The organism is Shewanella sp. GJ50-10, from assembly GCF_055808815.1.
Window position 1 is genome coordinate 4,074,034 of sequence record NZ_JBVVSS010000001.1, and the last position, 26,155, is coordinate 4,100,188.

At 41.6% G+C, this 26,155-nt stretch carries 21 protein-coding genes; 12 read left to right on the top strand and 9 right to left on the bottom strand.

The features are described 5' to 3' along the window. Positions 1-279 precede the first annotated feature (279 nt). On the top strand, positions 280-1,143 hold the full coding sequence (locus tag AC0L4E_RS17105) for a YicC/YloC family endoribonuclease (RefSeq protein ID WP_473680434.1): 864 nt from the start codon (positions 280-282) through the stop codon (positions 1,141-1,143). A 147-nt stretch (positions 1,144-1,290) separates the two neighbouring features. Here AC0L4E_RS17105 and AC0L4E_RS17110 read toward each other — a convergent pair whose 3' ends face one another. The 6 genes from AC0L4E_RS17110 to AC0L4E_RS17135 form a co-directional block, all read right to left on the bottom strand. Next, the gene (locus tag AC0L4E_RS17110; protein WP_473680436.1) at positions 1,291-3,231 is read right to left on the bottom strand and encodes a response regulator receiver domain; all 1,941 of its coding nucleotides are present in this window, start codon (positions 3,229-3,231) and stop codon (positions 1,291-1,293) included. After that, positions 3,231-6,248: an ATP-binding protein gene (locus AC0L4E_RS17115; protein ID WP_473680438.1), complete on the bottom strand. Its 3,018-nt coding sequence runs from the start codon at positions 6,246-6,248 to the stop codon at positions 3,231-3,233. The genes AC0L4E_RS17110 and AC0L4E_RS17115 overlap by 1 nt, the downstream gene beginning before the upstream one ends. A 49-nt stretch (positions 6,249-6,297) precedes the next feature. Further along, complete coding sequence (locus AC0L4E_RS17120; RefSeq protein ID WP_473680440.1) at positions 6,298-7,470, bottom strand: DNA cytosine methyltransferase; 1,173 nt, start codon at positions 7,468-7,470, stop codon at positions 6,298-6,300. Between the two features lie 96 nt (positions 7,471-7,566). Further along, positions 7,567-8,067, bottom strand: coding sequence for a hypothetical protein (locus AC0L4E_RS17125; protein ID WP_473680442.1), 501 nt, complete (start codon positions 8,065-8,067; stop codon positions 7,567-7,569). An 83-nt stretch (positions 8,068-8,150) separates the two neighbouring features. Beyond that, on the bottom strand, positions 8,151-8,696 hold the full coding sequence (locus AC0L4E_RS17130; protein ID WP_473680444.1) for an HNH endonuclease: 546 nt from the start codon (positions 8,694-8,696) through the stop codon (positions 8,151-8,153). 448 nt (positions 8,697-9,144) lie between these two features. Next, positions 9,145-9,348, bottom strand: a complete 204-nt coding sequence (locus tag AC0L4E_RS17135; RefSeq protein WP_473680446.1) for a helix-turn-helix domain-containing protein — start codon at positions 9,346-9,348, stop codon at positions 9,145-9,147. A gap of 335 nt (positions 9,349-9,683) precedes the next feature. Here AC0L4E_RS17135 and AC0L4E_RS17140 point away from each other — a divergent pair, with 335 nt between their 5' ends. Next, complete coding sequence (locus AC0L4E_RS17140; RefSeq protein WP_473680448.1) at positions 9,684-10,532, top strand: mechanosensitive ion channel family protein; 849 nt, start codon at positions 9,684-9,686, stop codon at positions 10,530-10,532. A 109-nt stretch (positions 10,533-10,641) separates the two neighbouring features. Here AC0L4E_RS17140 and yjjG read toward each other — a convergent pair whose 3' ends face one another. The 3 genes from yjjG to AC0L4E_RS17155 all read right to left on the bottom strand — a co-directional run bounded on the left by yjjG (position 10,642) and on the right by AC0L4E_RS17155 (position 13,794). Then, the gene (gene yjjG / locus AC0L4E_RS17145; protein WP_473680450.1) at positions 10,642-11,322 is read right to left on the bottom strand and encodes a pyrimidine 5'-nucleotidase; all 681 of its coding nucleotides are present in this window, start codon (positions 11,320-11,322) and stop codon (positions 10,642-10,644) included. A gap of 40 nt (positions 11,323-11,362) precedes the next feature. After that, the gene (locus tag AC0L4E_RS17150) at positions 11,363-12,430 is read right to left on the bottom strand and encodes a phosphotransferase enzyme family protein (RefSeq protein WP_473680452.1); all 1,068 of its coding nucleotides are present in this window, start codon (positions 12,428-12,430) and stop codon (positions 11,363-11,365) included. A gap of 122 nt (positions 12,431-12,552) precedes the next feature. Beyond that, positions 12,553-13,794, bottom strand: coding sequence for a hypothetical protein (locus AC0L4E_RS17155; RefSeq protein WP_473680454.1), 1,242 nt, complete (start codon positions 13,792-13,794; stop codon positions 12,553-12,555). Between the two features lie 342 nt (positions 13,795-14,136). Between AC0L4E_RS17155 and gmk the strand changes: the two genes are divergently transcribed. From gmk to recG, 10 genes are all read left to right on the top strand, one after another. Next, positions 14,137-14,760, top strand: coding sequence for a guanylate kinase (gene gmk, locus AC0L4E_RS17160; RefSeq protein WP_473680456.1), 624 nt, complete (start codon positions 14,137-14,139; stop codon positions 14,758-14,760). Positions 14,761-14,820: 60 nt separating this feature from the next. Beyond that, positions 14,821-15,099, top strand: coding sequence for a DNA-directed RNA polymerase subunit omega (rpoZ, locus tag AC0L4E_RS17165; RefSeq protein ID WP_102531199.1), 279 nt, complete (start codon positions 14,821-14,823; stop codon positions 15,097-15,099). A gap of 13 nt (positions 15,100-15,112) precedes the next feature. After that, the gene (spoT, locus tag AC0L4E_RS17170; protein WP_473680458.1) at positions 15,113-17,227 is read left to right on the top strand and encodes a bifunctional GTP diphosphokinase/guanosine-3',5'-bis pyrophosphate 3'-pyrophosphohydrolase; all 2,115 of its coding nucleotides are present in this window, start codon (positions 15,113-15,115) and stop codon (positions 17,225-17,227) included. Between the two features lie 119 nt (positions 17,228-17,346). Then, entirely contained in the window at positions 17,347-17,730 is a 384-nt protein-coding gene (locus tag AC0L4E_RS17175) for a RidA family protein (RefSeq protein WP_473680460.1), read from the top strand. 397 nt (positions 17,731-18,127) lie between these two features. After that, positions 18,128-19,783, top strand: a complete 1,656-nt coding sequence (locus tag AC0L4E_RS17180) for an AMP-binding protein (RefSeq protein ID WP_473680462.1) — start codon at positions 18,128-18,130, stop codon at positions 19,781-19,783. Positions 19,784-20,028: 245 nt separating this feature from the next. Beyond that, positions 20,029-20,955 carry a calcium/sodium antiporter gene (locus AC0L4E_RS17185; protein ID WP_473680464.1) on the top strand — a complete coding sequence of 309 codons (927 nt, stop codon included), beginning with the start codon at positions 20,029-20,031 and terminating at the stop codon, positions 20,953-20,955. A gap of 214 nt (positions 20,956-21,169) precedes the next feature. Beyond that, positions 21,170-21,859 (top strand): tetratricopeptide repeat protein, encoded by a 690-nt coding sequence (locus tag AC0L4E_RS17190; protein ID WP_473680466.1) that lies wholly within the window; start codon positions 21,170-21,172, stop codon positions 21,857-21,859. A gap of 131 nt (positions 21,860-21,990) precedes the next feature. Beyond that, positions 21,991-23,175 carry a sensor histidine kinase gene (locus AC0L4E_RS17195; protein WP_473680468.1) on the top strand — a complete coding sequence of 395 codons (1,185 nt, stop codon included), beginning with the start codon at positions 21,991-21,993 and terminating at the stop codon, positions 23,173-23,175. Beyond that, on the top strand, positions 23,175-23,798 hold the full coding sequence (locus tag AC0L4E_RS17200; RefSeq protein ID WP_473680470.1) for a response regulator transcription factor: 624 nt from the start codon (positions 23,175-23,177) through the stop codon (positions 23,796-23,798). Before AC0L4E_RS17195 ends, AC0L4E_RS17200 begins: the two co-directional genes overlap by 1 nt. A 222-nt stretch (positions 23,799-24,020) precedes the next feature. Beyond that, entirely contained in the window at positions 24,021-26,096 is a 2,076-nt protein-coding gene (gene recG / locus AC0L4E_RS17205; protein WP_473680472.1) for an ATP-dependent DNA helicase RecG, read from the top strand. Positions 26,097-26,155 lie beyond the last annotated feature (59 nt).

Sequence of the window (26,155 nt, forward strand, 5' to 3'; positions counted from 1 at the left end):
ACTCCAAAATTTGATAACACCTTAAACCCACAGGTCTAAGTCGGTGATTGAGCCTACTATAAACAATTCACCTAATGAATTCGATGGCAAAACCCACCGATTACAGCATTTAACCAACAAGGTTAACCTAATGTGGCTAAACCGTTCACAGCTATGACTGTATAAAACACCTTAAGTTTCGATAATTACAGTCAATTTATGCCTGTTCGCTTTGACCTTCAATGCCAGCAGACTATAATCGACAACACACACTTGCTGCTAACTATTCAGGGTTCAAACATGATCCAAAGTATGACCGCCTACGCTCGCATTGAGCATAAAGCCGAATGGGGCACTGCCTCTTGGGAAATCCGCTCAGTCAATCAACGCTACTTGGAAACTTACCTACGTTTACCAGAGCAAATGCGTAGCCTTGAGCCAGTATTACGTGATCGCCTTCGTAAACGCTTAAACCGCGGTAAAGTTGAGGTCAACTTACGTTACGAACTGTCTGAATCTGGCAGCAGCGAAATGCGCCTAAACCAAGATTTAGCTAAGCAGTTATTAAACGCAGCAGAGTGGCTTAAAAAAGAAGCCAACCAAGGCGAACTGAACCTAGTTGATATTCTACGCTGGCCTGGTGTTATGGCTGGTGCAGAGCAAGACATGGGCGAAATCAATAAAGATTTACTCGGCGCATTCGACGGTGCAGTAGCACAATTCATCGAAGCCCGTGGCCGTGAAGGTGAAGCCATTAACACCATGCTACAAACTCGCTTAGACCAAATCGTTGAGCAGGTTGCAGTAGTGCGTGAGCACATGCCAGCAGTTATGCAATGGCAACGTGACAAGCTAACCAACCGTTTAGCCGAAATCACTGGCGAACTTGATCCAGCGCGTATGGAACAAGAAATGGTGTTGCTTGCTCAAAAGATGGATGTTGCAGAAGAAATGGATCGCCTTGACGCACACGTTGCTGAAACGCGCTTAATCCTTAAAAAAGGTGGCGCACAAGGCCGCCGATTAGACTTCATGATGCAAGAATTCAACCGCGAATCTAACACCCTAGCGTCTAAATCAATCAGCGCAGAAGTCACTGCCGCAGCGGTAGAGCTTAAAGTATTGATTGAGCAAATGCGTGAGCAAATTCAAAACGTTGAGTAATTCGTTTTCTCTGTGTTCTGAAACTAAAAAACCAGCTAATTGCTGGTTTTTTTGTGAAGAAATAACTCCAAGTGATAAAGTTTACTCTGACCCAACTTATTACACTTATTTCGCTAAATCAGTTTTCCATGTCCATAATGACAGTAGCTAGTGATCTATAATATCAGGTAGACTTAAATCTAATGTGGCAAAATCGACTCCTATTCGACCTTCATAATGACTTTGAATATTTTGATATCTTGCTGCATAAGCAGGCCGGAGAAGAGCTATTGCTGTTAAATTACGCGTATTAGATTTTATTTCAGGTATTCCGGTGTCTCGTTGTATTTTTGTTTTGTGGAACGTAACTTGTTTACAGCCATTATCAAAGCAATTTTCATCATGATTCATTACTATTACTTTTTGTAAATCTGGTAGCTTCGTATTTGTATTGATTACACCAAAAGCTAACTGTTCACCATTTGTGTCAGTAATAAAAATATGTGACGATTGGTGTGCAGTTTGTAAAGCGGTAATAATAGAAGGCTCTTTCTTTAATTTAGCTAACGTCAACTGTCTATGTGGAGCAAGATCCCTAATTCCTCGATCTGTCATTTGCCCGGGGATAGTATTACAACTTGGCGTGACACATAAATACCATGAACCATTTTCATCTTTTAAAACACTTCCAGTAGTAAAATATTGCAAATGGTGGGGTATAGTAGATAGTCGTTCATTATACGCATGCGCGACTTCGTAATGTTGTTGCTCGGTTAGTTCTTCTGTAGTTCGGGTGACATTATAATTAGCTAAGGTAATGATATTTTTTAAAAATGCCTTATTCTCTTCAACACTTGTTTTTCTGTCAACATATTCAAGTATATCATCAGAAATACAATTAGCAGTACTTATAACTTCCTCTAATACACCCGAGTTCCTACATAAATTTCCAAGCATGTCATCAAGCAAACTCTTTAATAGTTCTTGGGCCGCTAACTTTTTTTCCGGTACAGGTAAACGCAAAATTCCCCACAATTCTGCTACTTGAGCAATATTACCTTTTGAGAGAACTTTCTCCATTGATAGATTAGCATCCTCTATTTGGTTCTGAAACTCAGATGTAACGACTCGATAAAAACTAGGGTACCAATCTTCAAGTGCTATTTTTATCTGTTCCCAAACTTCATCAGGGGTGGTATCACGAAGCTCATCTTCACCTTCGCTTTTCCTCTCTTTCTCACAAAGAACAATAAACACATCACCTGCTTGAATCCATAAATTCCTTTTACCATGAACATCAACATTTGATAGAGGTTTTAAATTTTTGTTGAATTGAATAGCACTATTTTCTAATAGCCATTTAACATGTTCAGTTTTAGCTTTTTCTATATTATTGTTCTCACATTCTTCCTGAAATGACTTAACGATAGCTTCTATGTCTAGTTCAGACTTTAAGTACTCGGCTTCAATACTCGCGTTAAAAAACAGGACCCACTCCCTTTTCCAGTCATCATTAAAGTCATTCCATTGAGCCAGCAGTGCCTCATTTTCTAAGAATTCATCAACATTACCTATATGAGTTCCTCTCAAAGTAGCTGCAACTTCTCGCCAAACATCATTTAAATCTTCTGCAGTAAAAACAACCACTACATTCATATGTTTGCTACTACTAAGATCAGATATTAAATTGAGAGAGTGCTCAGCTGGATTCGGTTCACCTGTAGCTTTCAAGTGGTAATCGAGAACAATTAAATCACTTTTACGAATTTTATCCTTGTCTAAATTGTTCGTTTGGTTTTCAACATCGCAAATAAGTTTTTTAGTATGAAAAAAATCAACAAATTCCCCAGCAGTTTTAGAAGACATAAATTTAGTGGTAGATCTATCAACAATGTTACGAATACTAGCTAATTTTTCTCTAAACTGTTCAATTGCATTCGGTGCATCTACAGGCACCTCAAGAGTGAACTGACTGAGTTCTTTATTTGAATTTACGAAACTGTCTCCCATGCCTTCATATGGAAGATAATGGTCATCAATTAACAATACTGATTTAATCGCATTATCGCGAAATGCACTTACAATTTTATTTCTATACAACTCTGGCATTATCTTACTTCCATTCCGCGAAATTGAATTACAAAATTAGTACCACCTTGGATAAGCTTTTCTTCTGGCTTTTCAGCATACCAAATTTTGTGGCGAGCTATCGCAAGGTTTTGTTTTGAAAGGTATAAACCGACACCATTGCCTGTTGGCCTGCGGCTATAAAACAACTGGAATAGATTGCCAATATCGTCAGGGTCAATTGCTGGTCCATTATTAGCAATTACAACTAAGTCATTAATGATACCTACCTTTATCTCACGCTCTTGATCGGCTAAAGCTGCCCAATACAGCGCATTGTTTAGTAAATTGATAAACACTGGGATAATCCGTGACTTTACATCAACAACCTTCATACGCATGAAGGTATCACTAAACTCGAGGTGAATGTTTTGTTGCTCGAACTGTTCTTGAAAGAATAGCCTTACATTTTTGACTATATCTTGCCCTGTAATATCATCGCGGGTTTGATAACCAGAAAGCTTAAGTGGTGATAAAAACCTGAGGTATTCGGTAAACTGTTTATGCGCTTTCATGGCATTTTTAAAACCAAGCTCAGTTTTTGCATTGATACTCATAGAATTAAGTGACCGAGTTACAGCCTTATCTTGTGCACTAAGTTCATGGGCCAAAATTTCAAAACTTATACCTAACTGTGCAAGGCTTCTCATTTGGGTAATTTCTTGTTCCGCTTTTACACGATCATCTTCCGCCAATGTAAATGCTGACTCAAGATCTACACCCTGCTCTAACTTATCCATCGCTTGTAGAAACCCTTCGTACTTAGTAGCAATATCATCTGCTAAATTACGATAAATTCTATCTAATGAATTAAGCACCAGGGTTGTATCACTAGTGTCAGTAACAGTATCAAGTATCGGTAAGGCTTGCAGCTCAAATGCTTCTTTATCCGTGCGAGCTGATTTTTTCCAAACACTCAATAAACGCTCTAGGGTTTTATCAATATCACTCGCATACCCACTCACCAGTTTAGTCAGAGCTGAGTCAATCGAGTTATATTTATTCTGCGCACTTTCCATGGGAGAACGTTGCTGGCTATGTGCTTCTAGGTTATTTAGCCGTTCCCGACAAGTCTGTAACAGCTCACTTAGTTCACCAAATAAATCACGATAGCTACGATATTGATCTTCAAGGTACTCATCCATTTTAGCGGGCTTATTGGGTGCTTTTAGTTCAGGCCTTAGCGCTTCTAACTTATCAATACCTTTAGCCAGAGCATCCAAATGATGGATAGATATAGCTACGCTTTCCTCTAATTCTCTATGAACTATTCGTGCTGATTCTACATGAAGATTTAATTTAGGTAGATTAATAGTCAGGGCACTCGTAAAGGCTTTTTTAGAGAGTCGGGCAGATGAATTACGAGCTTTAAGTTGCTTTTGTTTATCTTTAGATAACTGCTCAAGCATGACTTGCCTTTCTTCGGACTGACTACCAAAATAAGTGTCAGCCAATTTCAGCAGAAGTACCTTTACCAAGGACTTTAGCTCTCGGGCAGCTTGATTTTTTACAAACCCTTCTCTGCCTGCTTTATCTTTTAGCAATTGGTTACTTTTTTGATCTAATAAAATTTGGCCAAAAGACCGGCGAGAAGACCAATAATAACGGCCTGCGCTTTTTGAACGGTTTTCTTCTATATCAAAAAAATCGTTATCAATACGGCCATATGGAAGAACACGTAAACCATCACGAAAAATCATAAAGCCAGAATACTTTTCCGCTTGTTCCAATAAATGTGAATGATGTTCTGGTTCGTGAGTGGATTTACTAAACATTTGCTCAAAAGTACCCAATTTAAAATCAAAGGCACCCGTTTTCGTCAAAGCATCCATGCCTGGTGTTCGGCAGGGAATTACTACATTAGGATACTCCTTTCCAAAAGCTGTCACATGACCTCTAAACCAACCTTTTTCATCAACTTGGCCAGAAATTTTATGTTCTAATGTTTCGAACTCAGAATAACCAAATACATCTTGATAATTGAGAATTTCAGTTTGTTCGCCAGATAAATAACCAGCTCTATCAAATGCCATTATTTCGTAGTGGAATTCATTGCTCTCATCCGATTCACGATTAAATGGGTCAACAAATGCGCGTAATGTATCGACTAAATCACGTTTAATAGCTTTGTATTCATCAGCCTCACGATTCATGTCCCCCCTATTAGTCAGTAAAGCTAAATCACGATTGAGGTCTAAAAGAAAAAGAGCTGTGCCATGCTCCGATCCATCTAGATCTGCGACTTTACTTAAAAAGGTGGTCCAACTATCAATGTGATTAAGTTTGAAATTAAAGCTTTCGCTTAGCAGCCTGACTTTTTGCTCCGTCGATATAAATACTTCATCATCTTTGATGTTATGTCGTAAATCGAACGCCTCTTGCTCATCTTCACTAAAACGCTCCCACATACGACGAAGTATTTTTTCATCTTCAGTTTTAGGTGATAGGGCAAGGTTATTCAGCATATCTTGCTGTAGACCAGAACATATCTCAGGTAATTCACTTAGGTTATCAAACTGCTGCATTGGCACTTTAATATCATGTAAGCCAAGATAAGTATTTTCAAATAAACGCCAGTCAATAAGTGCTGCGGAGTATTGCGTATTAACCTTTTTAGTAACGATAAGTGTTACTGGTGCTAAAAATGCGGTAGAAAGCCGGCCAATACCTTTTTCACCTTGGGTATATCTATCTTTTAAACCAAAACGGTCTTCTTCTGGTAGGATATTTTTTTTCGTTTTTGATGAGGTGCCAATAGTAAGCCAGCTATTACTTAACTGCTCGTATGTCATACCGCAACCATTATCAATAATAGCACCACACTTTATATCATCATCGAATAAGTGCAGTGCAACATCTCTAGCATAGGCATCGTAAGAGTTCTTCCAAAGCTCACTGACCGCAGTAGGTGCATCTGCAATCTGCCCTTTACCGAGGTGATCAACAGTACGGGCTTGAGCTTTAAACGAAACCGATTTTCTTGTTGATTTAGGGTTCATATCAAATGGTTACGAATAAAAAAAGTACCTAGCATTCTAGGGGCTTTTTCTAGTTCAATCCATTAATAATCGCAGATATCAATTTATAACCCAGAATAGTGGGTACCGCGTTACCAATTTGCTTAGCTTGATGAGTCGTGCTACCAGTAAAAATATAGTCATCTGGAAATGTCTGTAAACGAGCAGCATGTCTTAACGTGAAGCCGTGATTTTTCCAAGGATGAACGAATCGCCCTTTTGATGGGTTATTGCAGCCTGTTGTCATCGTATTAGAGGGTGTATGAATAATCACCCTTCCGTAAACATCCTTGTGCCCCACGTAGCCATTAGCATGACACTTTAATTCAAATTCTGGATCTGCATCCATTCTACTTCCATTCAAACGAGTCGACTTGAAGCGACGCTGCATTTTTTCATTCGGTTTCATATGCACATTACAAGGATCTTTTTCATCTACTGGAGTGCCGGACTCCAAGCCCTGTAGTAATGTTCTTGCGGCCTCATCCGACATTTCTGTGTACGGCCGAAAATGATTATCGATATAATCTTCGATTAACTTGGGGGTTAGAGGCTCAAATACAGTAGAAGCGGTTTTCCAAACAGGTAAACCTTGCAGAGCTTCTTTTGAGGTAGGCGAAAAATAGCCCGGTACTGGTGGGAAAACTAAATCATCATTTTTTACGTCTCTGCGAACACCTAAAATAAATGCACGCTTACGGTTTTGTGGTGTACCGTAGTCTTTAGCATTTAATGTATCGCAAAAATGAATGATGTAACCGTTATCTTGTGCAAGCTGTTTAAACTTCTCTAAGTAAGAAGCATGCTTTTTCCAAAATAGGCCTGCAACGTTTTCAACTAAGAAAGCTTTAGGCTGAAACTCTTCAACAAAATCATAGTAACGCAATAAAAGTTGATTTCGAGGGTCGTCTACTCCGGCATCATTAATACGATGGCTAGAAAACCCTTGGCATGGGGGGCCACCTAAAATGAGTCCCAACTCACCAACTTCTAACTCTAACTCCATTCTTAATTTAGCAGGCTCAATTTTTAGGATATCACCATTAATTAATTTGGTGTTTTGTCCCAATCTATCGATTATGTTCTTTTGATATGTTTGAGCCGCTGATGCATCTAGCTCTATAGCCGCTAACACATCAAGACCAGCTTGATGAGCAGCTAAACTAAAGCCACCTGCCCCTGCGAATAAATCAATTGCACTCATATACCACGAAACCTAACAATAATCTGACTGGCGCATTTTACCGATTTCATTGGAGAAAGCGAATTTAGAAATAATGCCAGGTAAAGCTCATTATTTTTACCATTCAGCACGGTGACTCCATTGTTCTTTTGCAGTAATGAATTCTTTATCACCCTGTGCTCTAAAATAAAGAGCAAACCAAAAAAAGATAACAATAAGAGATGCAATCAGTATAGATTGGTACCAGAGCAAGCCACTGATAACGTAATAAATATAGGCCAAACCAATAGAGAAACATAGGAAAATGACTGCCATCACATAACAGTAAACCACACTTAGCACAGTTACAGAAAAGTTAGCTCTAGGCCTCTTAATCGGAGATTCAATTGCTTCAGCTGCACTTCTCAGGATAGTCTTACTGGCATCTTTTGTTTTTGAACCTATAAATAACGCCGCTTTTACTAGATCCGGGTCCAGAACAGACTTGGCTATATTCTTGAGGATAATAATGACAGCCAAAACTAAAATCAGGTAAATGACCAGGCTAACTCCCCACTCAGGAAAAAGCTCTTTATTTTGAATGATGTAGTCAACTATACCTTTAACACTAATATCCATAACTCAATAAATACTCCCAATATAATCCATTAAGAAAGCGCTTCCACTTAAGGAGTCTTACTTGATTAACTGATTGCAAGGTATCACTTTACAAATGCCTCATCTAGCTGTTTATACAAATCCAAGGACTTCTCTGACTCCGTCTTTATATTCTCGTACAAGCTGCAGGCAATAACTCGAATAGCATGTTGCTCGTTCATATTAAGGTCTGGATATTCATGTTTTCTAAAATTATCCATGATTTTCTGTTTTCTTGGCTCGAATTCGGTCGCTTCGCTACGGATTTCACACACTCTAATTAGATGCTGTTCCCAGTTACAATAAGACTTGTCCTCTAAGCGTTCACGCTTATTGCACTCTTTACAGCATGGGATAATATTCCCGGGATGATGCAATCCAAATTCTGTTCGATTGAACATCAATACATGCTCAATTTGAAGTTTAGAGTTTTTCTCTCCGCAATAGGCGCAGCAACCGTTGAAGTCGATATCACGAATCGAAAGCCAAAGAGCTTTTCCTTTGCCGCTGCCTGTATTGAAAGAATGGCCAAGGTAATACTCGCCAACTTTTGTAAGAAAAGCTCTTACAGCTGTGTTAGCTGAATCAGATGCAGTATTATATACGGCCATATTTTATTGCCCTTTTAAATTGTAATCTCTAATGCCACCTTACTACTTGTATATAGTGACATTAGTTACAACCACTAACAATCTAGTACTTTACTCTGTCGATTCACATTTCTCCTAACTGCATATCCAAAGTTACTATCTAACTGTTGACCAATACGTTAATTCTGCAAAGGAGTAGTTAACAGCTACACGGTTAATCTCCAATATTTGCCTAAAGCTTCTCCCCAAACAAATAAACCCAGCTTTCGCTGGGTTTATTGTTCATTGAACTAACTCAATACCATTTTAACTTTAACGCCTAAAGCATTATTGCTCTGTGGTATTTTTGTATACCTTGCCGTCTTTCATGATGACGCTGAAGTTATCTTCTGGGTTAGTCAGCAACGACAAATCTGTTAGTGGGTTGCCATCAATTAAGCCATTCATATAAAAACATCAAGCGTGGCCATTACCATTCCTCTTTCCAGTGTGGTTCAGTAACTTTGTTATCATCACTGACTTCCTGGTTTTCGGGCTCAGTACCTCTCACCTTAATGTCGAGTTCGAGGTTTAATGCAGATAAGATTTTATATAAGGTTTCTACTTTGGTTGAATCAGGGCTTTGCTCAAAGCTTGAAAAGGTATCTTGAAGAATACCCACTTTACTTGCCACTTTGCTTTAAGGCAGCTTCATATTCTATCGTGCATCTTTAAGGTATGCGCTAAGCTGCTTTGAGCTTGTCACCTTCATATTTTGTACCTATAACGCTTATATATTGCTCACCCTACACGCTACAACAGGTGAACCAAGCTTTACACGCTATAACCGTTAAATATAGTTCTATACGCTATAGCAGGTAAGCTGATATACACACTTTAAGAAGGATGATTTATTTGTCGCTTTACCACTGGTCAAAGCTGAGTTAATTCTTGTCTATGCTACAGTGAATGATAGAGTGAGCGTTCTTGCCAAATTACTACCAAGTTATCAATATTTAAGAAGGTTTTGTGGATAAGCTAAACATAGTGATAGATTTTTTTACGACCCATAAACTATTACTGACCGTCATTATCATCATGCTAATTTCATTTATGAAGCGCTTAGTTGTCTCGAAGATTCGTGGCGATGTGGCGTTTATTTCTGAAGTTCAGCGCAAGTGGATGTCGCGAACCAAGAATGGCACTTTTATTATCATTGTGATGATTTTGTTTGTGCTGTGGCAAACTGAGATTAATAAGTTTGCCCTGTCGGTAACGGCGATTGCGATTGCGTTTGTCGTGGCTTCAAAAGAAATCATTTTGTGTTTTACAGGCTCGATTCAACGGGCAAGTTCTCGCTCGTTTGTGATTGGCGATTGGATTGAAGTGGGTAAGTTGTGTGGTGAGGTCATTGAGCACAACTTAATGGCGACGGTGATCCAAGAGATTGACTTACACCATGGTCAATATCACTTCACAGGGAAGACGGTTACCTTCCCTAACAGTATGTTCTTTAGTTATGCGGTGAAGAACCTCAACTTTATGAAGCGTTATGTTTATCATAATTTCAATATCACTGTGGTTGAGTTTGATAATCTGTATCCGCTATTTCCTGAGTTACAAAGTAAAATTGAAGCGCACTGTGAAGACTTTAATGAAGTTGCGACACGTTATAATAGTATTATTGAAAAACATGCTGGGGTCGATTTACCAGGGCCTGAGCCGCACATTCATATCAATAGCGGCCCAAATGGCGAACAAGTGGTGCATATTATGATTTTCTGCCCAACAGAGCGTGCAACCCATTTAGAACAAGAGATTAGAAAAGACTTTATGGAAGCCTATCACGAGGCATTTCCAAAATCTGATAAGGGCTAATGTGTTAGCTGTATTTAATTAAACTAAATAAGAGCTAACAAAAAGCCACTCAATCGAGTGGCTTTTTTGATCAAACAACTTGGGCTATTTACTTAAAACATACGAAGCGTTATTTAGCTGAATGCAGTACATCATGCAATTGATGCAGGTCTTTGACTTCAAAGGTTGGCTTAATGCCATCAACCACGTCTTTGTCGTGATGGTTAAGCCAACAGGTATCGATACCGGCGTTAACACCACCGAGGATATCTGAATGCAGGTTATCACCCACCATCAATACGGTATTTTTATCTGGGTTACCCATTAACTCGAAGGTGTGCTCAAAAATACTGACATCGGGTTTGGCTTTACCAAATTGCTCTGAAATCACCACATGTTCAAATGATGACTTAAAGCCTGTGCGCTCTAAGCGAACATTTTGCAGTTCAGTCAGGCCATTGGTGATGATGCCAAGACTCGCTTTACCTTCAAGGCTTGAGACTAATTGTTTAGCGCCCGGCAATGGCTGACAAATATCGGCCATTGCCGCTAAAAAGTCACTGTTAAGACGCTGAGTAGTTACCCCAAGCTTGCCAGCCCAATGTAAAAATCGAGTATGTTGCAGCTCTGCAGCGTCAATTAAGCCTTGCTGATAATCGACCCACAGCTGTTTGTTGACCGACTGATAAAAGGCGTAATCAGTGGTATCAAAGTCGATATCAAAGCGGGAAAACATCAGCTTTAACCCTGCAAAAATATCGAAATCAAACAAGGTTTCGTCGGCGTCAAACAATATCCATTGGTACTTCATTGTTAGCCCTTATGGGGTTATTTCGAGATGCGATAAAGCATTATTCAAACAGGGCTTTAAGGCTTGATTCTTGCGCTAGTAAACTCTTGAATACCGTAAGCTGATTAGCTGCGCGGTCAAGGTTATGGCCTTCGCGATGGATACCAAAATACACATCACCGTTTAAGTGATCGGTTAAAAATCGCGAGCCCAGCATAAGTGCCATGACTTTAAGCCCTAACCATAAACTGCGTTTTTCAATTGGCGTTAAAATATCGGCCAGTTGCTCGGTGTAAGCTTCACACGCTGCGGCGATAATTTCAGGCCGTGCAATGACTTTATCAAGCGCGGTTGAGTCTTCTTCCTCTGGTGAACAAAAGGCGCGAACCATGTCACCAAAGTCATACATTAAGTAACCTTTCATGCAGGTGTCGATGTCAATCACCGCCATGCTCGACATGTCACGTTTATCAAACAGCATATTGTTGATTTTAGTGTCGTTATGGCAAATACGTAGGGGTAATTGGCTTTCTACGTTTGCAAGCTCATCAAACAAGCTTTGTTGCGACAAGGCTAATTCAGCCCACTCGCGACAATCAGCCAGTCTGCCAGATTTGTCATCGGCAACAGCTTGCTTAAGCTGTTCGATACGCTGAGGAAGGTTTAAAAAATTCGGGATGACATCTTCAAGGCTGTTGGCATCTAAGTCACTTAATGCGTGCGCAAAGTGACCAAAGGCGCTGCCTGCCATTTTAGCTTCATCTTGATTAGTGACCACTTCAATGGTGTGACTGTTAGCCAAATAACTAATTGCACGCCAAAAGCCTTTGTCACCTAAATCGACAGACAAACGGCCGTTTTTTAGCACCACAGGGGAAATCACGTCGAGCTGGTATTCGCCATTGTTGGCTTTTTGAATGAGGTGATGGCTGACTTTTGCGGCATTGTCGATTAACACTTCAGGCTTGGTAAACACCGTCGTATTAATTTTTTGTAGCACTATTTGGCCTGTTGCCCACCTTACTAAGTAAGTTTGGTTAATATGACCATTGCCTAACGGCGAAACACTCGCATTTTCATCAATAATTCCATACAAAGGCAAAATTGTTTGCCTAATAAACTCAACCACCCAAGTCTCCATAACTTTTGTTGCAAGCGGGACAGTTTAATACGATTGATATAAACCACAACACTTACAGCGCTAATTTACTGAGTATCAGCCCAGTTTTGCGTAATACTCAGTCGTGAACATCATAATCCTTTGATGTATTTTGCAAAAGCAGGCTGACTTGATAACGTTGCTTGGCTACCTTTTAAGCTAAAGTTATAACCACATAACTTGAAGCTGCCGCGCATGGCCACACTATTAATAATTCGATTGTTATCTAGTGGAGAGAACCTCGCCTCTGTGCCACTGTCAGCCATTAAATCAACCTGCATTGGGCGGAATTTACTGCCATCGTTAAAGGTCAATTCTGAGCAGCGTTTGTCGCCTTCGGCTGTATCTAAGCGCCAAATAGACTGGGCATCACCTTCATCACCTAGCCAACGAAGCACCAATACATCTTGCTGGAATATTAGCCAAAAACCGTCTGGCAGTTTAACCCTTGCGGTTTCACTGATGTTTTCAGGTTGCTCTATCGGCGTGATTTCAACAGGTTCCTGCTCTACTTCACCGCCTGTAAATAACAGACTAATAAGGTAAATAACCAAGGTAATCGCTAATACGACGCCTAACCCTTTGGCCACCATCAGCAATACTTTTTGATTACTTTGAGCCCAAATCAGCCAAGACTTTAATAATTCAGATAATGAACCTGACTCTAATGCGCCGCGATCGACCCGATAAGTAGGTTTGTCATCGGCGGCGTAATTAGGGTCACCATCTTGCTGACCTAAATGGTTAACGCCTGAGTGATTAGCTGAGTTGTCAGATTCATCTTTATAAACGGTTTCTTGCTGATAACCTGGTTCAAAATCTTGCTCGTATGCTTGTTCGTCATCAAATGCGGCATCAAAATGTTGATGACTATGCCCTGACTCACCAATGGTTGGCTCTCGTCTGCGGCGCGTTTGTCCTGAACCTTCACCTGCTTTTATATGCGGCCCGTTATAACCCATCACATAAGTAATTTTACGTTGATTACTCTTTGGCGCAGGAAACCACGCAAAACCGGCACTCACTATCGCAGCAAGAATAAATAAGATGCTAGTGACAACAGCAGGAAAACTTAAGCTAAGGGATAAACTGAACAGCAACAATAAGGTTAACGGAATCGCAATTATCGAGTTGGGTTTGGCAGCGTCTTTAACACGGCGCAAGCTACTTAAGCCACAAATTGGCAAAGCAATGGCAGCCGCAATTAAGGTCACGACTGTGTTTGAAAATAATAGCGCGAATATCAACACAAAAGCTAAGCAGCTTAATTGAATGGCTAAAGCTCTTAGGCCGTTATCTCGACCTTGACGACAAAATAAGGATGCGAATGACACGAGAAATCCTAATATCTAAAAAATGATCTGTTGGCAGACTAAACAATTTCACCGCTAAAGTCAGTGAAACCAAGTAAAAATGGCCTAAAATAATTCTAAAAATATCAATTTGGCGCGAAATTACCTCGAAAGCGCAGCCAGTCAGCTTTTCAATTAAGGTTAATTTCAGCCTACAGCGCCGTTAAGCTAACGCTGCAAAGGCCTTTGATAGTAATTAGCCACAATAATCGGCTAAGTGTTCAAGCGTAGATTTGTGCACTTTTATCCATCACAAATCTCGCAAATTGCATCGCTTTGAGTATAATACTCGCCCTGATAAATAATCTGGTTGGAAATTGCACTATGAGCGCTCGTGGAAATCTATTTATTGTGTCTGCCCCAAGTGGCGCCGGTAAATCTTCACTTATCTCTGAACTATTAAAAGATAAGCCTAGCGACATGCAAGTGTCTGTGTCACACACCACCCGTCAGCCACGTCCAGGTGAAGTTAATGGTCAGCATTATCACTTTGTGTCGGTTGAAGAGTTCAAAGGGTTAATCGCTGATGAAGCGTTTTTTGAATGGGCTGAAGTGTTTGGCAACTATTACGGCACATCCCGCACGGTTATTGAACAAACATTGGCAAATGGTATTGATGTATTTTTAGATATTGATTGGCAAGGCGCCGAGCAAGTCAAAAAAGTCATGCCAGAAGCTATTGGGGTATTTATTTTACCTCCATCGAAAGCTGAGCTTGAACGCCGCCTAACGGGTCGTGGTCAAGACAGCCAAGAAGTCATTGACGGACGTATGGCTGAGGCCGTATCAGAAATGTCACACTATAAAGATGCAGATTATATTATTGTAAATGACGATTTTGATGTCGCTTTAGGCGATCTTTGCGCGATCATTCGCAGTCAAAGATCAACCTGTGCTAGTCAGATCCATACTCACAATGATATGATTAACGATCTGTTGGCAGATTAATTGTCATAGTGTACAATTTTGCGTCATTTTTTCCCATATATAACACTGGAGTTTCACCACATGGCTCGCGTAACTGTAGAAGACGCCGTAGAACAAATCGGCAACCGTTTTGATATGATCCTGGTTGCAGCGCGTCGTGCACGCCAAATCGCTGTGCAAGGTAAAGACCCAATGGTTGAAGAGATGAATGATAAGCCAACGGTTATCGCTTTACGCGAAATCGAATTAGGCTTAGTCACCTCTAACACTTTAGACGCTGATGAGCGTCAAACTGTTCGTGAACGCGAAGCCGCTGAAATTGCCGCTGTTGCAGCAATTGCTGAAGGCCGTTCACTTTAAGGAGTAGCGCCACTTGTATCTGTTTGAAGGTCTTAAGGAGTCTGCGTCAGGTTATTTAGAACCCGCGCAAGTAGAGTTACTCAAGCAGGCGTACATTGTTGCGCGTGATGCCCATGAAGGGCAAATGCGCACAAGTGGCGAACCTTATATTACCCATCCCGTTGCGGTAGCCCGCATCGTGGCTGACATGCGTCTTGATCACGAGACATTAATGGCAGCCCTGCTTCATGACACCATCGAAGATACCCCTGTTACCAAAGAAGAACTCACTGAGTTATTCGGCGTGACTGTGGCTGAACTCGTTGAAGGCGTGTCAAAACTCGACAAAATTAAGTTCCGCGATAAAAAAGAAGCCCAAGCTGAAAACTTCCGCAAGATGATGATGGCAATGACGCAGGATATCCGCGTTATTCTTATCAAGCTTGCAGATAGAACGCACAACATGCGTACTTTGGGTGCATTACGTCCTGACAAGCGTCGTCGTATTGCTCGCGAAACCTTAGAAATTTATGCTCCGATCGCCAACCGTCTTGGTATTCACAATATCAAAAGCGAGTTAGAGGATTTAGGTTTCCAAGCCTATTATCCAATGCGTTACCGTGTGCTTAAAGAAGTCGTTAAAGCAGCCCGTGGTAATCGAAAAGAACTAATCAATAGTATTGAAGCTGCTATTACGACTCGTCTTGAAGATGCCGGTATCAAAGGCACTGTCAAAGGTCGTGAGAAAAACCTTTATTCCATCTATCGTAAGATGAGTAATAAAGAACTGCAGTTTCAAGAAGTCATGGATATCTATGCGTTCAGAGTCATGGTCGATACCATTGATACTTGTTACCGCGTACTAGGTGCCATGCATGGCCTTTATAAGCCACATCCAGGCCGCTTTAAAGACTATATCGCGATACCTAAAGCCAATGGTTATCAATCATTGCATACCTCATTATTTGGCCCTCATGCGGTTCCAGTTGAAGTACAAATTCGTACTGAAGAAATGGATCTGATGGCGGACAAAGGGGTTGCTGCTCATTGGATGTATAAGAGCGGCACTAATAGTTCGCAACAAAGTACCACTCAAATTCGTGCCCATAAATGGATGCAAAGCCTGCTTGAACTTCAACAAAGTGCTAGTAGCTCATTTGAGTTTGTGGAAAACGTTAAAACCGAACTATTCCCTGAAGAAATATACGTGTTTACTCCTGAAGGCCGCATTTTAGAGTTACCGGTTAACTCAACTGCCGTCGATTTTGCTTACGAAGTGCATACCGATGTCGGTAACACTTGTGTGGGCGCTAGAGTAAACCGCCAAGCTTATCCATTAAGTCAGCCGTTAATTTCCGGTCAAACCGTTGAGATTATTACTGCTAAAGGCGCTCGCCCTAACGCGGCGTGGTTGAACTTTGTGGTTACAGGTAAAGCGCGTGGCAAAATACGCCAAGTATTAAAAAGCTTAACCAGTGACGATGCTGTAGCACTAGGTAAACGCTTATTAAATCATGCCTTGGGCGAAACCAAGCTTGATAGCATAGATCCTGAACAGCTAAATAAAGTGATTTCAGAAACCAAGCATGATGACTTAACGTCACTGCTGGCTGATATCGGTTTAGGCAACGCCATGAGTATTGTGATTGCGCAGCGTTTGTTAGGTCAAAAGCTGACAACAACCGACACAGAAAACGATTCTGAAGAGCACTTGATGCCAATTCGTGGCGCTGAAGGCATGTTAGTCACCTTTGCTAATTGTTGTCGCCCTATTCCAGGTGATGCGGTTGTTGCCCATGTGAGTCCAGGTAAAGGCTTAGTGGTCCATATGGAAAACTGTGCCAACATCCGTGGTTATCAAGGTGAGCCAGACAAGTATATTCCTGTGCATTGGGATAATGTTGAAGGCGAAACTTATCAAGCTAACCTGCGTGTTGAGATTGTGAATCATCAAGGCGCATTAGCTAAAATCACCAATATCATCGCAGCTGCAGGCTCAAATATTCATAACTTGAGCACTGAAGAGCGTGATGGCCGCGTGTACTTAATCAACCTTAGAATTTCGGTCGACGACCGTGTTCACCTCGCCAATGTGATGCGCCGAATTCGCGTATTACCGGAAGTCTTGCGTACCTCACGTAATCGCTAGTAAGATTGCTAATCTAAATATCTGACTTTCCTAAGCTGAATCACTCAAATTTGATGAGACAGCTTAGGTTTGCTTGCATCTTATTTTATTTCGTAGGTTTTAATTTCGCAGAGGGCGTCATGGCAGAAAAAATCATTATCGCAACCGATAAAGCTCCACAAGCAATTGGCACATATTCTCAAGCTGTAAAAGTAGGTAGCACTGTTTACCTATCGGGCCAAATCCCACTCGTACCTAGCACCATGCAAATGGTTAGCGATGACTTTTCAGAGCAAGTGGTTCAAGTTTTTGAAAACTTAACTGCTGTTACTGAAGCTGCTGGCGGCACAATGGCTGATATCGTTAAGCTTAATATCTTCCTGACTGATTTATCGCACTTTGCCACAGTGAATGAAATTATGGCTCGTTATTTCACTCAACCTTACCCAGCACGTGCTGCAATTGGCGTAAAACAGCTGCCAAAAGACTCTTTAGTCGAAATGGATGGAATAATGGAGATCTAGGTCACAAACCGACTTTTCCACTACAGGGCGCCGATTGGCGCCCTTTTTATTAGAGTTATTACTCGATATCGGTTCACTTTTCAGCAAAACCTGCTAGTTTATTAGTCGTAATTGCCTAAATTTTATAGGTTATCGTTTGCGCAGGTATCTTTATAAAGCCATACTGATACCGATCGTATTCAATATCTTATCATTCATTGGGGACTGTTGAAGATACGCTTTTTAGTTTTGACACTCAGTAATAGCCATTCGCTTTTACTGCATAAAACTAATTTATACCGTATTTAGACTGGTCTGAACTGATTAGATATTCAATACGATTACAATAGATTATTGCGTTAATGACATTGAAATATGTACGTCCTACATTAAAACAAAAACGAACACGGAATTGTCGATGGAAAATCTAATGAAAACACCAGTAGAAATGTTGTCGCACTGGGTTGAGACTCAAGGCGACGAAGTATACTTACGCCAACCTATTAATGGTCAGTACGTTGACTTTACATGGCGTGAAGTACAACAAAAAGTACAGCAAGTAGCCGGTGCATTACGCCACCTAGGCTTAGAACCTGGCGATAAAATCGCTGTACTCTCAAAAAACTGCGCTGAGTGGTTTATTACCGACTTAGCCTTAATGCATGGTGGCTACATCAGCGTGCCAATTTACCCAACCGCTAACGCTGAAACGATTCGTTATGTGCTAGAACATAGCGGTGCGAAAGCTATTTTTACGGGTAAACTCGATTACTGGGCAGATCAAGAAGCCGGTGTTGGCGGCGAAATCTTACGTATTTCGATGCCTTATGAAACCATGCCTTCTCAATATCATTGGGAAAAGTTCATTGAACTTGGTACACCGCTCGTTGAAGCCCCAACGCCAACCGCTGAACAAATGATGACCCTCATTTATACCTCTGGCTCAACAGGCAAACCAAAAGGTGCAATGCAAACTTTTGGCAGCTATGGCTGGACGTGTGAAGCTGTGGTACGCGACTTGAAAACAACCACCTCAGATAGATTAATTTCATACCTGCCTTTAGCACACATTACTGAACGTGTTGCGATTCAAGGTTCTTCATTCTATTCAGGTTCTTCGGTTGCGTTTGTTGAAAGCCTCGACTCGTTTGTTGCTGATGTTCAGCGCTGCCGACCGACGGTATTTTTCTCAGTGCCGCGCTTATGGACGCTATTCCAGCTCAACATTATTAATAAAGCGGGCGAAGCCAAGCTGGATTTCTTACTTAAAGTCCCAATTATTAGCAGCCTAGTTAAACGTAAAATCCAAAAAGGCTTGGGCCTTGAACATTGCCGCTTATTGGGTTCAGGTTCTGCGCCAATTCCACCAACTCAATTAGAGTGGTACAACAGAATTGGCATGAACATCTCTGAAGCTTGGGGCATGACCGAAAACTGTGCTTATTCGATTATTAACTTCCCGTTCGATGCCAGCAAAATCGGCACAGTTGGTCGCCCTGTAGAAGGTTGCCAAGTACGACGTACTGACGACGGTGAGTTAATGGTGAAAAGCCCAGGTTTAATGACGGGTTACTATAAGCAAGAAGAAGCCACTAAAGCCTGTTTTGATGAAGATGGTTTTTTCCACACTGGTGATTTATGTGAAATCGATGAAGATGGCTACATTTCAATTACTGGCCGTGTTAAAGACAACTTTAAAACCTCAAAAGGTAAGTACGTTGCACCCGTGCCAATTGAACGTAAGTTAGCACAAGATTCTCATATTGAATTATTGTGTGTCATTGGTTCAGGTTTACCACACCCAGTAGCCTTAGTGCAGTTATCAGAAGGTTCTACCCTTCAACCTCGCGAAGAAGTGCGCTCGTCGCTCAAGGCAACGCTTGATAGCATTAACCCTAACCTTGAGTCACACGAACATGTGGATGCAGTTTTGGTTGTTACAGAGCCATGGACTGTTGAAAACGATGCGCTAACGCCGACTTTAAAAATTAAACGTCATGTGCTTGAAAAGCAGTTTAGTGCCAAAGTTGATGGCGTTCGCGGTGCTAAAGTTGTCTGGGAAGATGAACTTTAATTTGCTCGTAGAACAAAAAAGCTAATCAGTTTAAAGCACACTTTCGGGTGTGCTTTTTATTGGGCTTAATGTCTCAACACTAGGGCCTGTTGAGCTTTCACGGTTATTTTTGTAGCGAAGATCAACAGGCCCTAGCGATGACTAAATAAAAATTAACCATCAACAAGCAAATTTAAATTGCGCAAAAATAAAAAGTCTCTATGCTTGCCATCCTTTTCGATTTAACCCATTTGTGAGCGTTGATCATGTTAATTCTATTATCGATTATTGGCGGTTTTTTAATCCTAACCATAGGGGCTGAAGCCCTAGTACGAGGTGCGAGTCAGATAGCACTCAAGTTAGGCCTAACTCCGTTAATAATCGGTCTGACGATTGTGGCTTTTGGTACCAGTGCACCTGAGTTAGCCGTGAGTGTAAAGTCGGCTATGGCAGGCAATAGTGGTATTGCTTTAGGCAATGTGATTGGTTCCAACATTGCCAACATTGGCCTTATTTTAGGTATTACGGCATTAATCCGTCCGATTAAAATTGAGTCGCAAATGGTGCGCCGCGATATTCCCATCATGATTGCCGCATCTGTATTATTTTGGAGTTTGCTGCTAGACGGTGGCTTAAGCATTTGGGATGGCATGTTGCTTACCACGTTATTAGTCGGTTACTTATCTTTTAGCTATATCACCGCAGATAAACAAAGTAATGAAGACGGGTTAGCAGTGAATGCGCAAAGTAACTGGTTATCGATAGTCTTGATTATTATTGGTATTTCAATGCTTGTAGGTGGCGGAATATTATTTGTTGATGGCGCGGTAGCCATGGCTAAATCATTTGGAATTAGCGAAGTGATTATTGGTTTAACCATCGTCGCGATTGGTACTAGTATGCCTGAATTGGTCACCTCCATTGTTGCCGCAATGAAAGGTGAAAGTGATATCGCTATTGGTAACGTTATTGGCTCAAACCTATTTAATATATTAGGAATTTTAGGTGTTACTGCGCTAATTCACCCCATTTTGAACAGTGAAATTAGCTCGCTTGATTGGTTCACTATGATTGCCCTTGCGATGGTATTGCTGCCTTTTGCTTATACTGGACTGCGCATTGGCCGCCGTGAAGCGAGCTTTTTAGTATTGAGTTACTTGGCCTATATCGGTTATTTAGTCTTGCAAGCGTAACCCCTCATTTCTCTCTGCTTCAAACGCCAGTCTTTTTCAAACGCCAGTCCATTGATGCAATAGACTGGCGTTTTGCATTTCACACCATTGAAAATACATTGATGACATTTGTCATATCAAACTGATGACGTTTGTGCCTGCATTAATTTAGCCGAATCTTGAATACTAGCTCTGTACCCAAACACATCAATCCATTGAATAAACGGAGTTACTCATGAAAACATTATTTATCGCAGTTACCTTGTCATTAGTCAGCCATAGCAGCATGGCAGATATCAACGCAATTGATGCAGCAGCCAACACCATGAACATCAATGAGCTAAAGCTATTGAGTCAACAAAGCGTTGACTATGAGCATGCATACGCTCAATACCGCACAGCCATTACTGCCAACATTGTCGGTCAACGTGGTGTATCAAAACGTGCATTAGATGAAGCGCAATCCACCTTAGAAAGTATCCTGACTCGTGAAGATGACGTCGAGTCTATGGCGTTACTTGCCTCGGTTTATGGCATGCAAATATCAGCGGATCCAAGCAAAGGAAGAACCTTAGGCATGAAATCTGGAATTTTACTTGAGCAAGCAGAGCAACTTGAACCTGAAAACCCACGCATTGCCTTAGTTAAAGCCATGAGCGCTTTTTACACTCCCACTCAGTATGGTGGCGGTTTTGAAAAAGCTAAGCAATATGCATCCATTGCCATTGAACGTTATCAAAATCCTTGTGATGAGATTTGCTGGGGACACAGCGAAGCATATACGTGGCGAGGACTTGCTCAGCAAGAGTTAGGTAATCAACAAGGTGCTGAGCAAGACTGGCAACAGGCTATCGACCTCAATCCTGATTACGCATGGGCAAGCTTTTTACTAAACCCTGCAGCAACGACTAGCAGCACGGATTAGCCTAGCGAATGAGCTAATGCATTTATCCCTATCGGTTTTGTAACGAAACCAACCCAGCAATTGGCTGACGGTAAAGTCAGCCTCTTGAATAGTGCTACTGTTACAGTATGCTAACTTGGCAAGGAGAGGTTATGAATAATCAAGGATTAACCCGTCAAAATGAGCAAGGAAAGGTTCAACAAATAATGACTAGCAACAATACCATCCACCCTGAACGGGAATATAAACAAAAAACCGCATGGGTATATTTGTTTAACCTGATTTTCTATTTCATCCCGCTGTGGTTTATGAAAGAAGATCTATTGCGTGTCGGCGTGAGTTTGTTGCTGTTAATTCCTTTTCTTTACAGCTACTTTTGGGCATATAAAAGCTCATCAGCAAAAGGCATATACCCTATTGGATTGATGCTACTGACTGCCAGCGTTGCTGCACCATTTACTGCTGGCGCAATTTCATTTTTCAGTTTTGCCGCCTTTTTTATTGGCTTTTTCTATTCGCTTCGCACTGCGGTATTAAGCTTTATCATCATCTCAGTTTGGCTATGGACGCTAGATTATCTGGTTGGTTTTCAGGGCTATTACTTCCCGCTATATGGAATGTTAATCGTATTCATTGTCGGTGTTTTTGGTGTCATCGAACATAATAGTGAACGCTTTAGACGTCAGCAGCGTCAATCAAAAGATGAAATAGCCAGTCTAGCCACCGCATTAGAACGCGAACGTATTGCCCGTGATTTACACGATATTATGGGTCACAACTTGTCCTCAATTGCCCTTAAAGCGCAGCTGGCAGAAAAGTTAGTTGAAACTGGCAACTTAGCCTTGGCTCAAGAGCACCTTAGCCAGCTAGCCGACATAGCCCGAGAAAGCCTAAGTCAAATTCGCCAAACGGTCTCAGACTACAAACATAAAGGACTGGCCGATACGCTTCAGCAATTAACCGAGTTACTTCGAGAGCAAAGCATTGAAGTGCAAGTGAATGGCTCCCTGCCCAATTTGCCTACTCTAGTAGAATCCCAACTAGGATTAATGCTCACTGAATTGGTCAATAACACGATTAAACATGGCAACGCGACCCAATGTTTGTGGCAGTTTGAAACTAACAATGAACAATTAACCATAAACTTTAGCGACAATGCCGCCACTAAAGAAATCATTGAAGGTAATGGCCTTAAAGGCATTCGGGAGCGAGTGGAATTGTTATCTGGTGAATTTAACTATGATATTGCCGATGGCTATCGGTTTATGATTTCGCTGCCAGTGACCACAAACGAGATAAGGCACGAGCAAGTCACACCCAACAAGGACGTAAATTAATGAAAATTTTGCTGGCTGAAGATCAAGCTATGGTGCGCGGCGCACTTTCAGCATTATTAACCCTCACAGACGACGCTGAGCTTGGACAAGTAGAAGTCACTGAAGCCGAAGATGGCGCACAAGCCATGACTTTATTAAAACAGCAATCATTTGATTTACTGCTGAGTGACATTGAAATGCCCCAACATACAGGTCTTGAGCTGGCGCAGTGGCTGCAAGAGCATCAAGCGGAATCGAATAATAAAACTAAAATTATTATCCTAACCACCTTCGGACGTGCAGGTTATATCAAGCGAGCACTTAGCGCTGGGGTTGAAGGCTTTTTATTGAAAGATGCGCCAACCGAAAGCTTATTATCGGCCATCAAACTAGTAATGTCGGGTAAGAAAGTCATCGACCCTGAACTTGCCATAAGCGCCATTGGTGATATCGACCCGCTAAATGATAAAGAGCGCAAAGCCCTAAGACTTGCCAGCGAAGGTTTATCCACCAGTGATATTGCCGCTCAGCTTTTTATTGCTGAAGGCACCCTGCGTAATTATCTGTCAGAAGCCATCAGTAAGCTAAATGCCACCAATCGTATCGATGCTGCCCGCATTGCTAAGCAAAAAGGTTGGTTATAGAGTCGCTTAGCAGACAAAACGGTAATATTATTGCCTTGTTTTAAAACTCTGCTAAGATAAGCCGTACATCTGTATATATTTACAGTACTATTGTCCCTAGCAGCCATTAACGCTGAATAGTGAGTTGTATAACTCTTTGGATAACTCTATTTAGCTATTCAAATACGGATTTAGCTAAACAGTACATAAAAGCGTCAACGACAATATAAAGGCATTGTGGATTTGCAACCATTGGATCAGGTTCCTATAACCGACTTAAAAGGCGTCGCTAAAAAAGTCGCCGAAAAGCTCGAAAAGCTGGGTATTAAAACAGTGCAAGATGTACTGTTTCATTTGCCTATGCGCTATGAAGACCGCACCCAAATCTACCCTATCGCTGGTTTATACCCTGCTATGTACGGCACTGTTGAAGCAGAAATCATTTCGACCCAAATCGTCCCCGGGCGCAGACGCATGCTGACCTGCACCATTGCTGATGACAGCGGTATGCTAACGTTACGTTTTTTCAATTTTTCCGTCGCCCAACGTAACGGCATGCAAAACGGCGCTATTATTCGTGCCTATGGCGAAATTAAGCGTGGCAAGCGCCATTTCGAGATCATCCATCCAGAATACAAAATCATCAAAGAAGGTGAAAACCCTGCTTTGAGCGACTCGCTTACGCCTATTTATCCATCCACTGAAGGCCTAAAGCAAGCCAGCTGGATCAAGCTAACCGAACAAGCCTTGAGTAAACTAACCCAAGGCGGCCTCACCGAGCTGCTACCTAATGAATTGCAGCCTAATAACATGAGTATTGGCCGTGCACTTCATCTGATCCACCGCCCGCCTCACGATATTGAACAAGCGGATTTAGAGCTGGGCATGCACCCAGCCCAGCAGCGGTTAGTGCAAGAAGAGCTACTAGCCCATAACCTGAGTATGCTAAAGCTTCGCCAACGTAATAACCTTGATAAAGCAGTGACCTTGCCTGCTACTGGTCAATTACTTAATCCGTTTTTAAAAGCCTTACCCTTTAAGCCAACTGGCGCTCAACAGCGAGTGGGCAGTGATATATCCCGAGATATTGAAAAGCCAACTCCGATGATGCGCTTAGTGCAAGGTGATGTGGGTTCAGGTAAAACGCTTGTTGCTGCACTTGCCGCGCTGCAAGCGATTGAAAACGGCTATCAAGTTGCCATGATGGCGCCCACTGAATTATTGGCCGAACAACACGCTATAAATTTTGCCGCGTGGTTTGAACCACTGGGCCTTAAAGTCGGCTGGCTTGCAGGTAAGTTAAAAGGCAAAGCAAGAACACAGTCTCTAGCTGATATTGCTGATGGTAGCGCCCAAATGGTGATTGGCACTCACGCAATATTTCAGGAGCAAGTTAGTTTTAATAAACTGGCATTAATTATCATAGATGAGCAACACCGTTTTGGGGTGCACCAGCGTTTAGGCTTACGTGAAAAAGGCGTTAGCCAAGGTTTTCATCCGCATCAATTGATCATGACGGCCACTCCAATACCACGCACCCTTGCGATGACAGCTTACGCTGATTTAGAAACCTCTGTAATTGATGAGTTACCACCTGGGCGAACGCCCGTATCGACCGTGGCAATCAGTGACAATCGCCGAGATCAGGTGATAGAGCGGGTAAAACAAGCTGCACTTAACGATAACCGACAAATTTATTGGGTTTGTACCTTAATTGAAGAATCTGAAGTCTTAGAATGCCAAGCTGCTGAAGATACAGCAGAAGAGCTCAGTCGCTTGCTGCCAGAACTTAAAATTGGTCTAGTACATGGGCGGATGAAAAGCGCCGAAAAGCAGCAAATAATGGCCCAATTTAAGGCGGGTGAGCTACATTTATTAGTGGCAACCACTGTGATTGAAGTGGGCGTTGATGTGCCAAATGCCAGTTTAATGATTATTGAAAATCCTGAACGCTTGGGCCTAGCGCAACTGCATCAGTTACGTGGTCGAGTTGGGCGAGGCTCAATTGCCAGCCATTGTGTTCTGCTCTATAAAGCGCCTTTATCGCAAACTGCGACCAAGCGTTTAGGGGTATTACGAGAAAGCAGCGACGGCTTTGTGATTGCCCAAAAAGATTTAGAAATTCGCGGCCCAGGTGAAGTACTAGGTACCCGTCAAACCGGCCTGGCAGAAATGAAAATTGCTGACTTGGTTCGTGACCAGTATTTAATTGAGAATACCCAAAAATTAGCGGTACATGTGATGCAACAAGTACCTGATAATGTTGATGGCATCATTCACCGCTGGTTAGGTGATCGCCAACAATACGTACAAGCATAAATTATTGTTAACCTAAGTCTGTTATCACTAGACAAGTCTTAGGAATATTGCAGAATGAG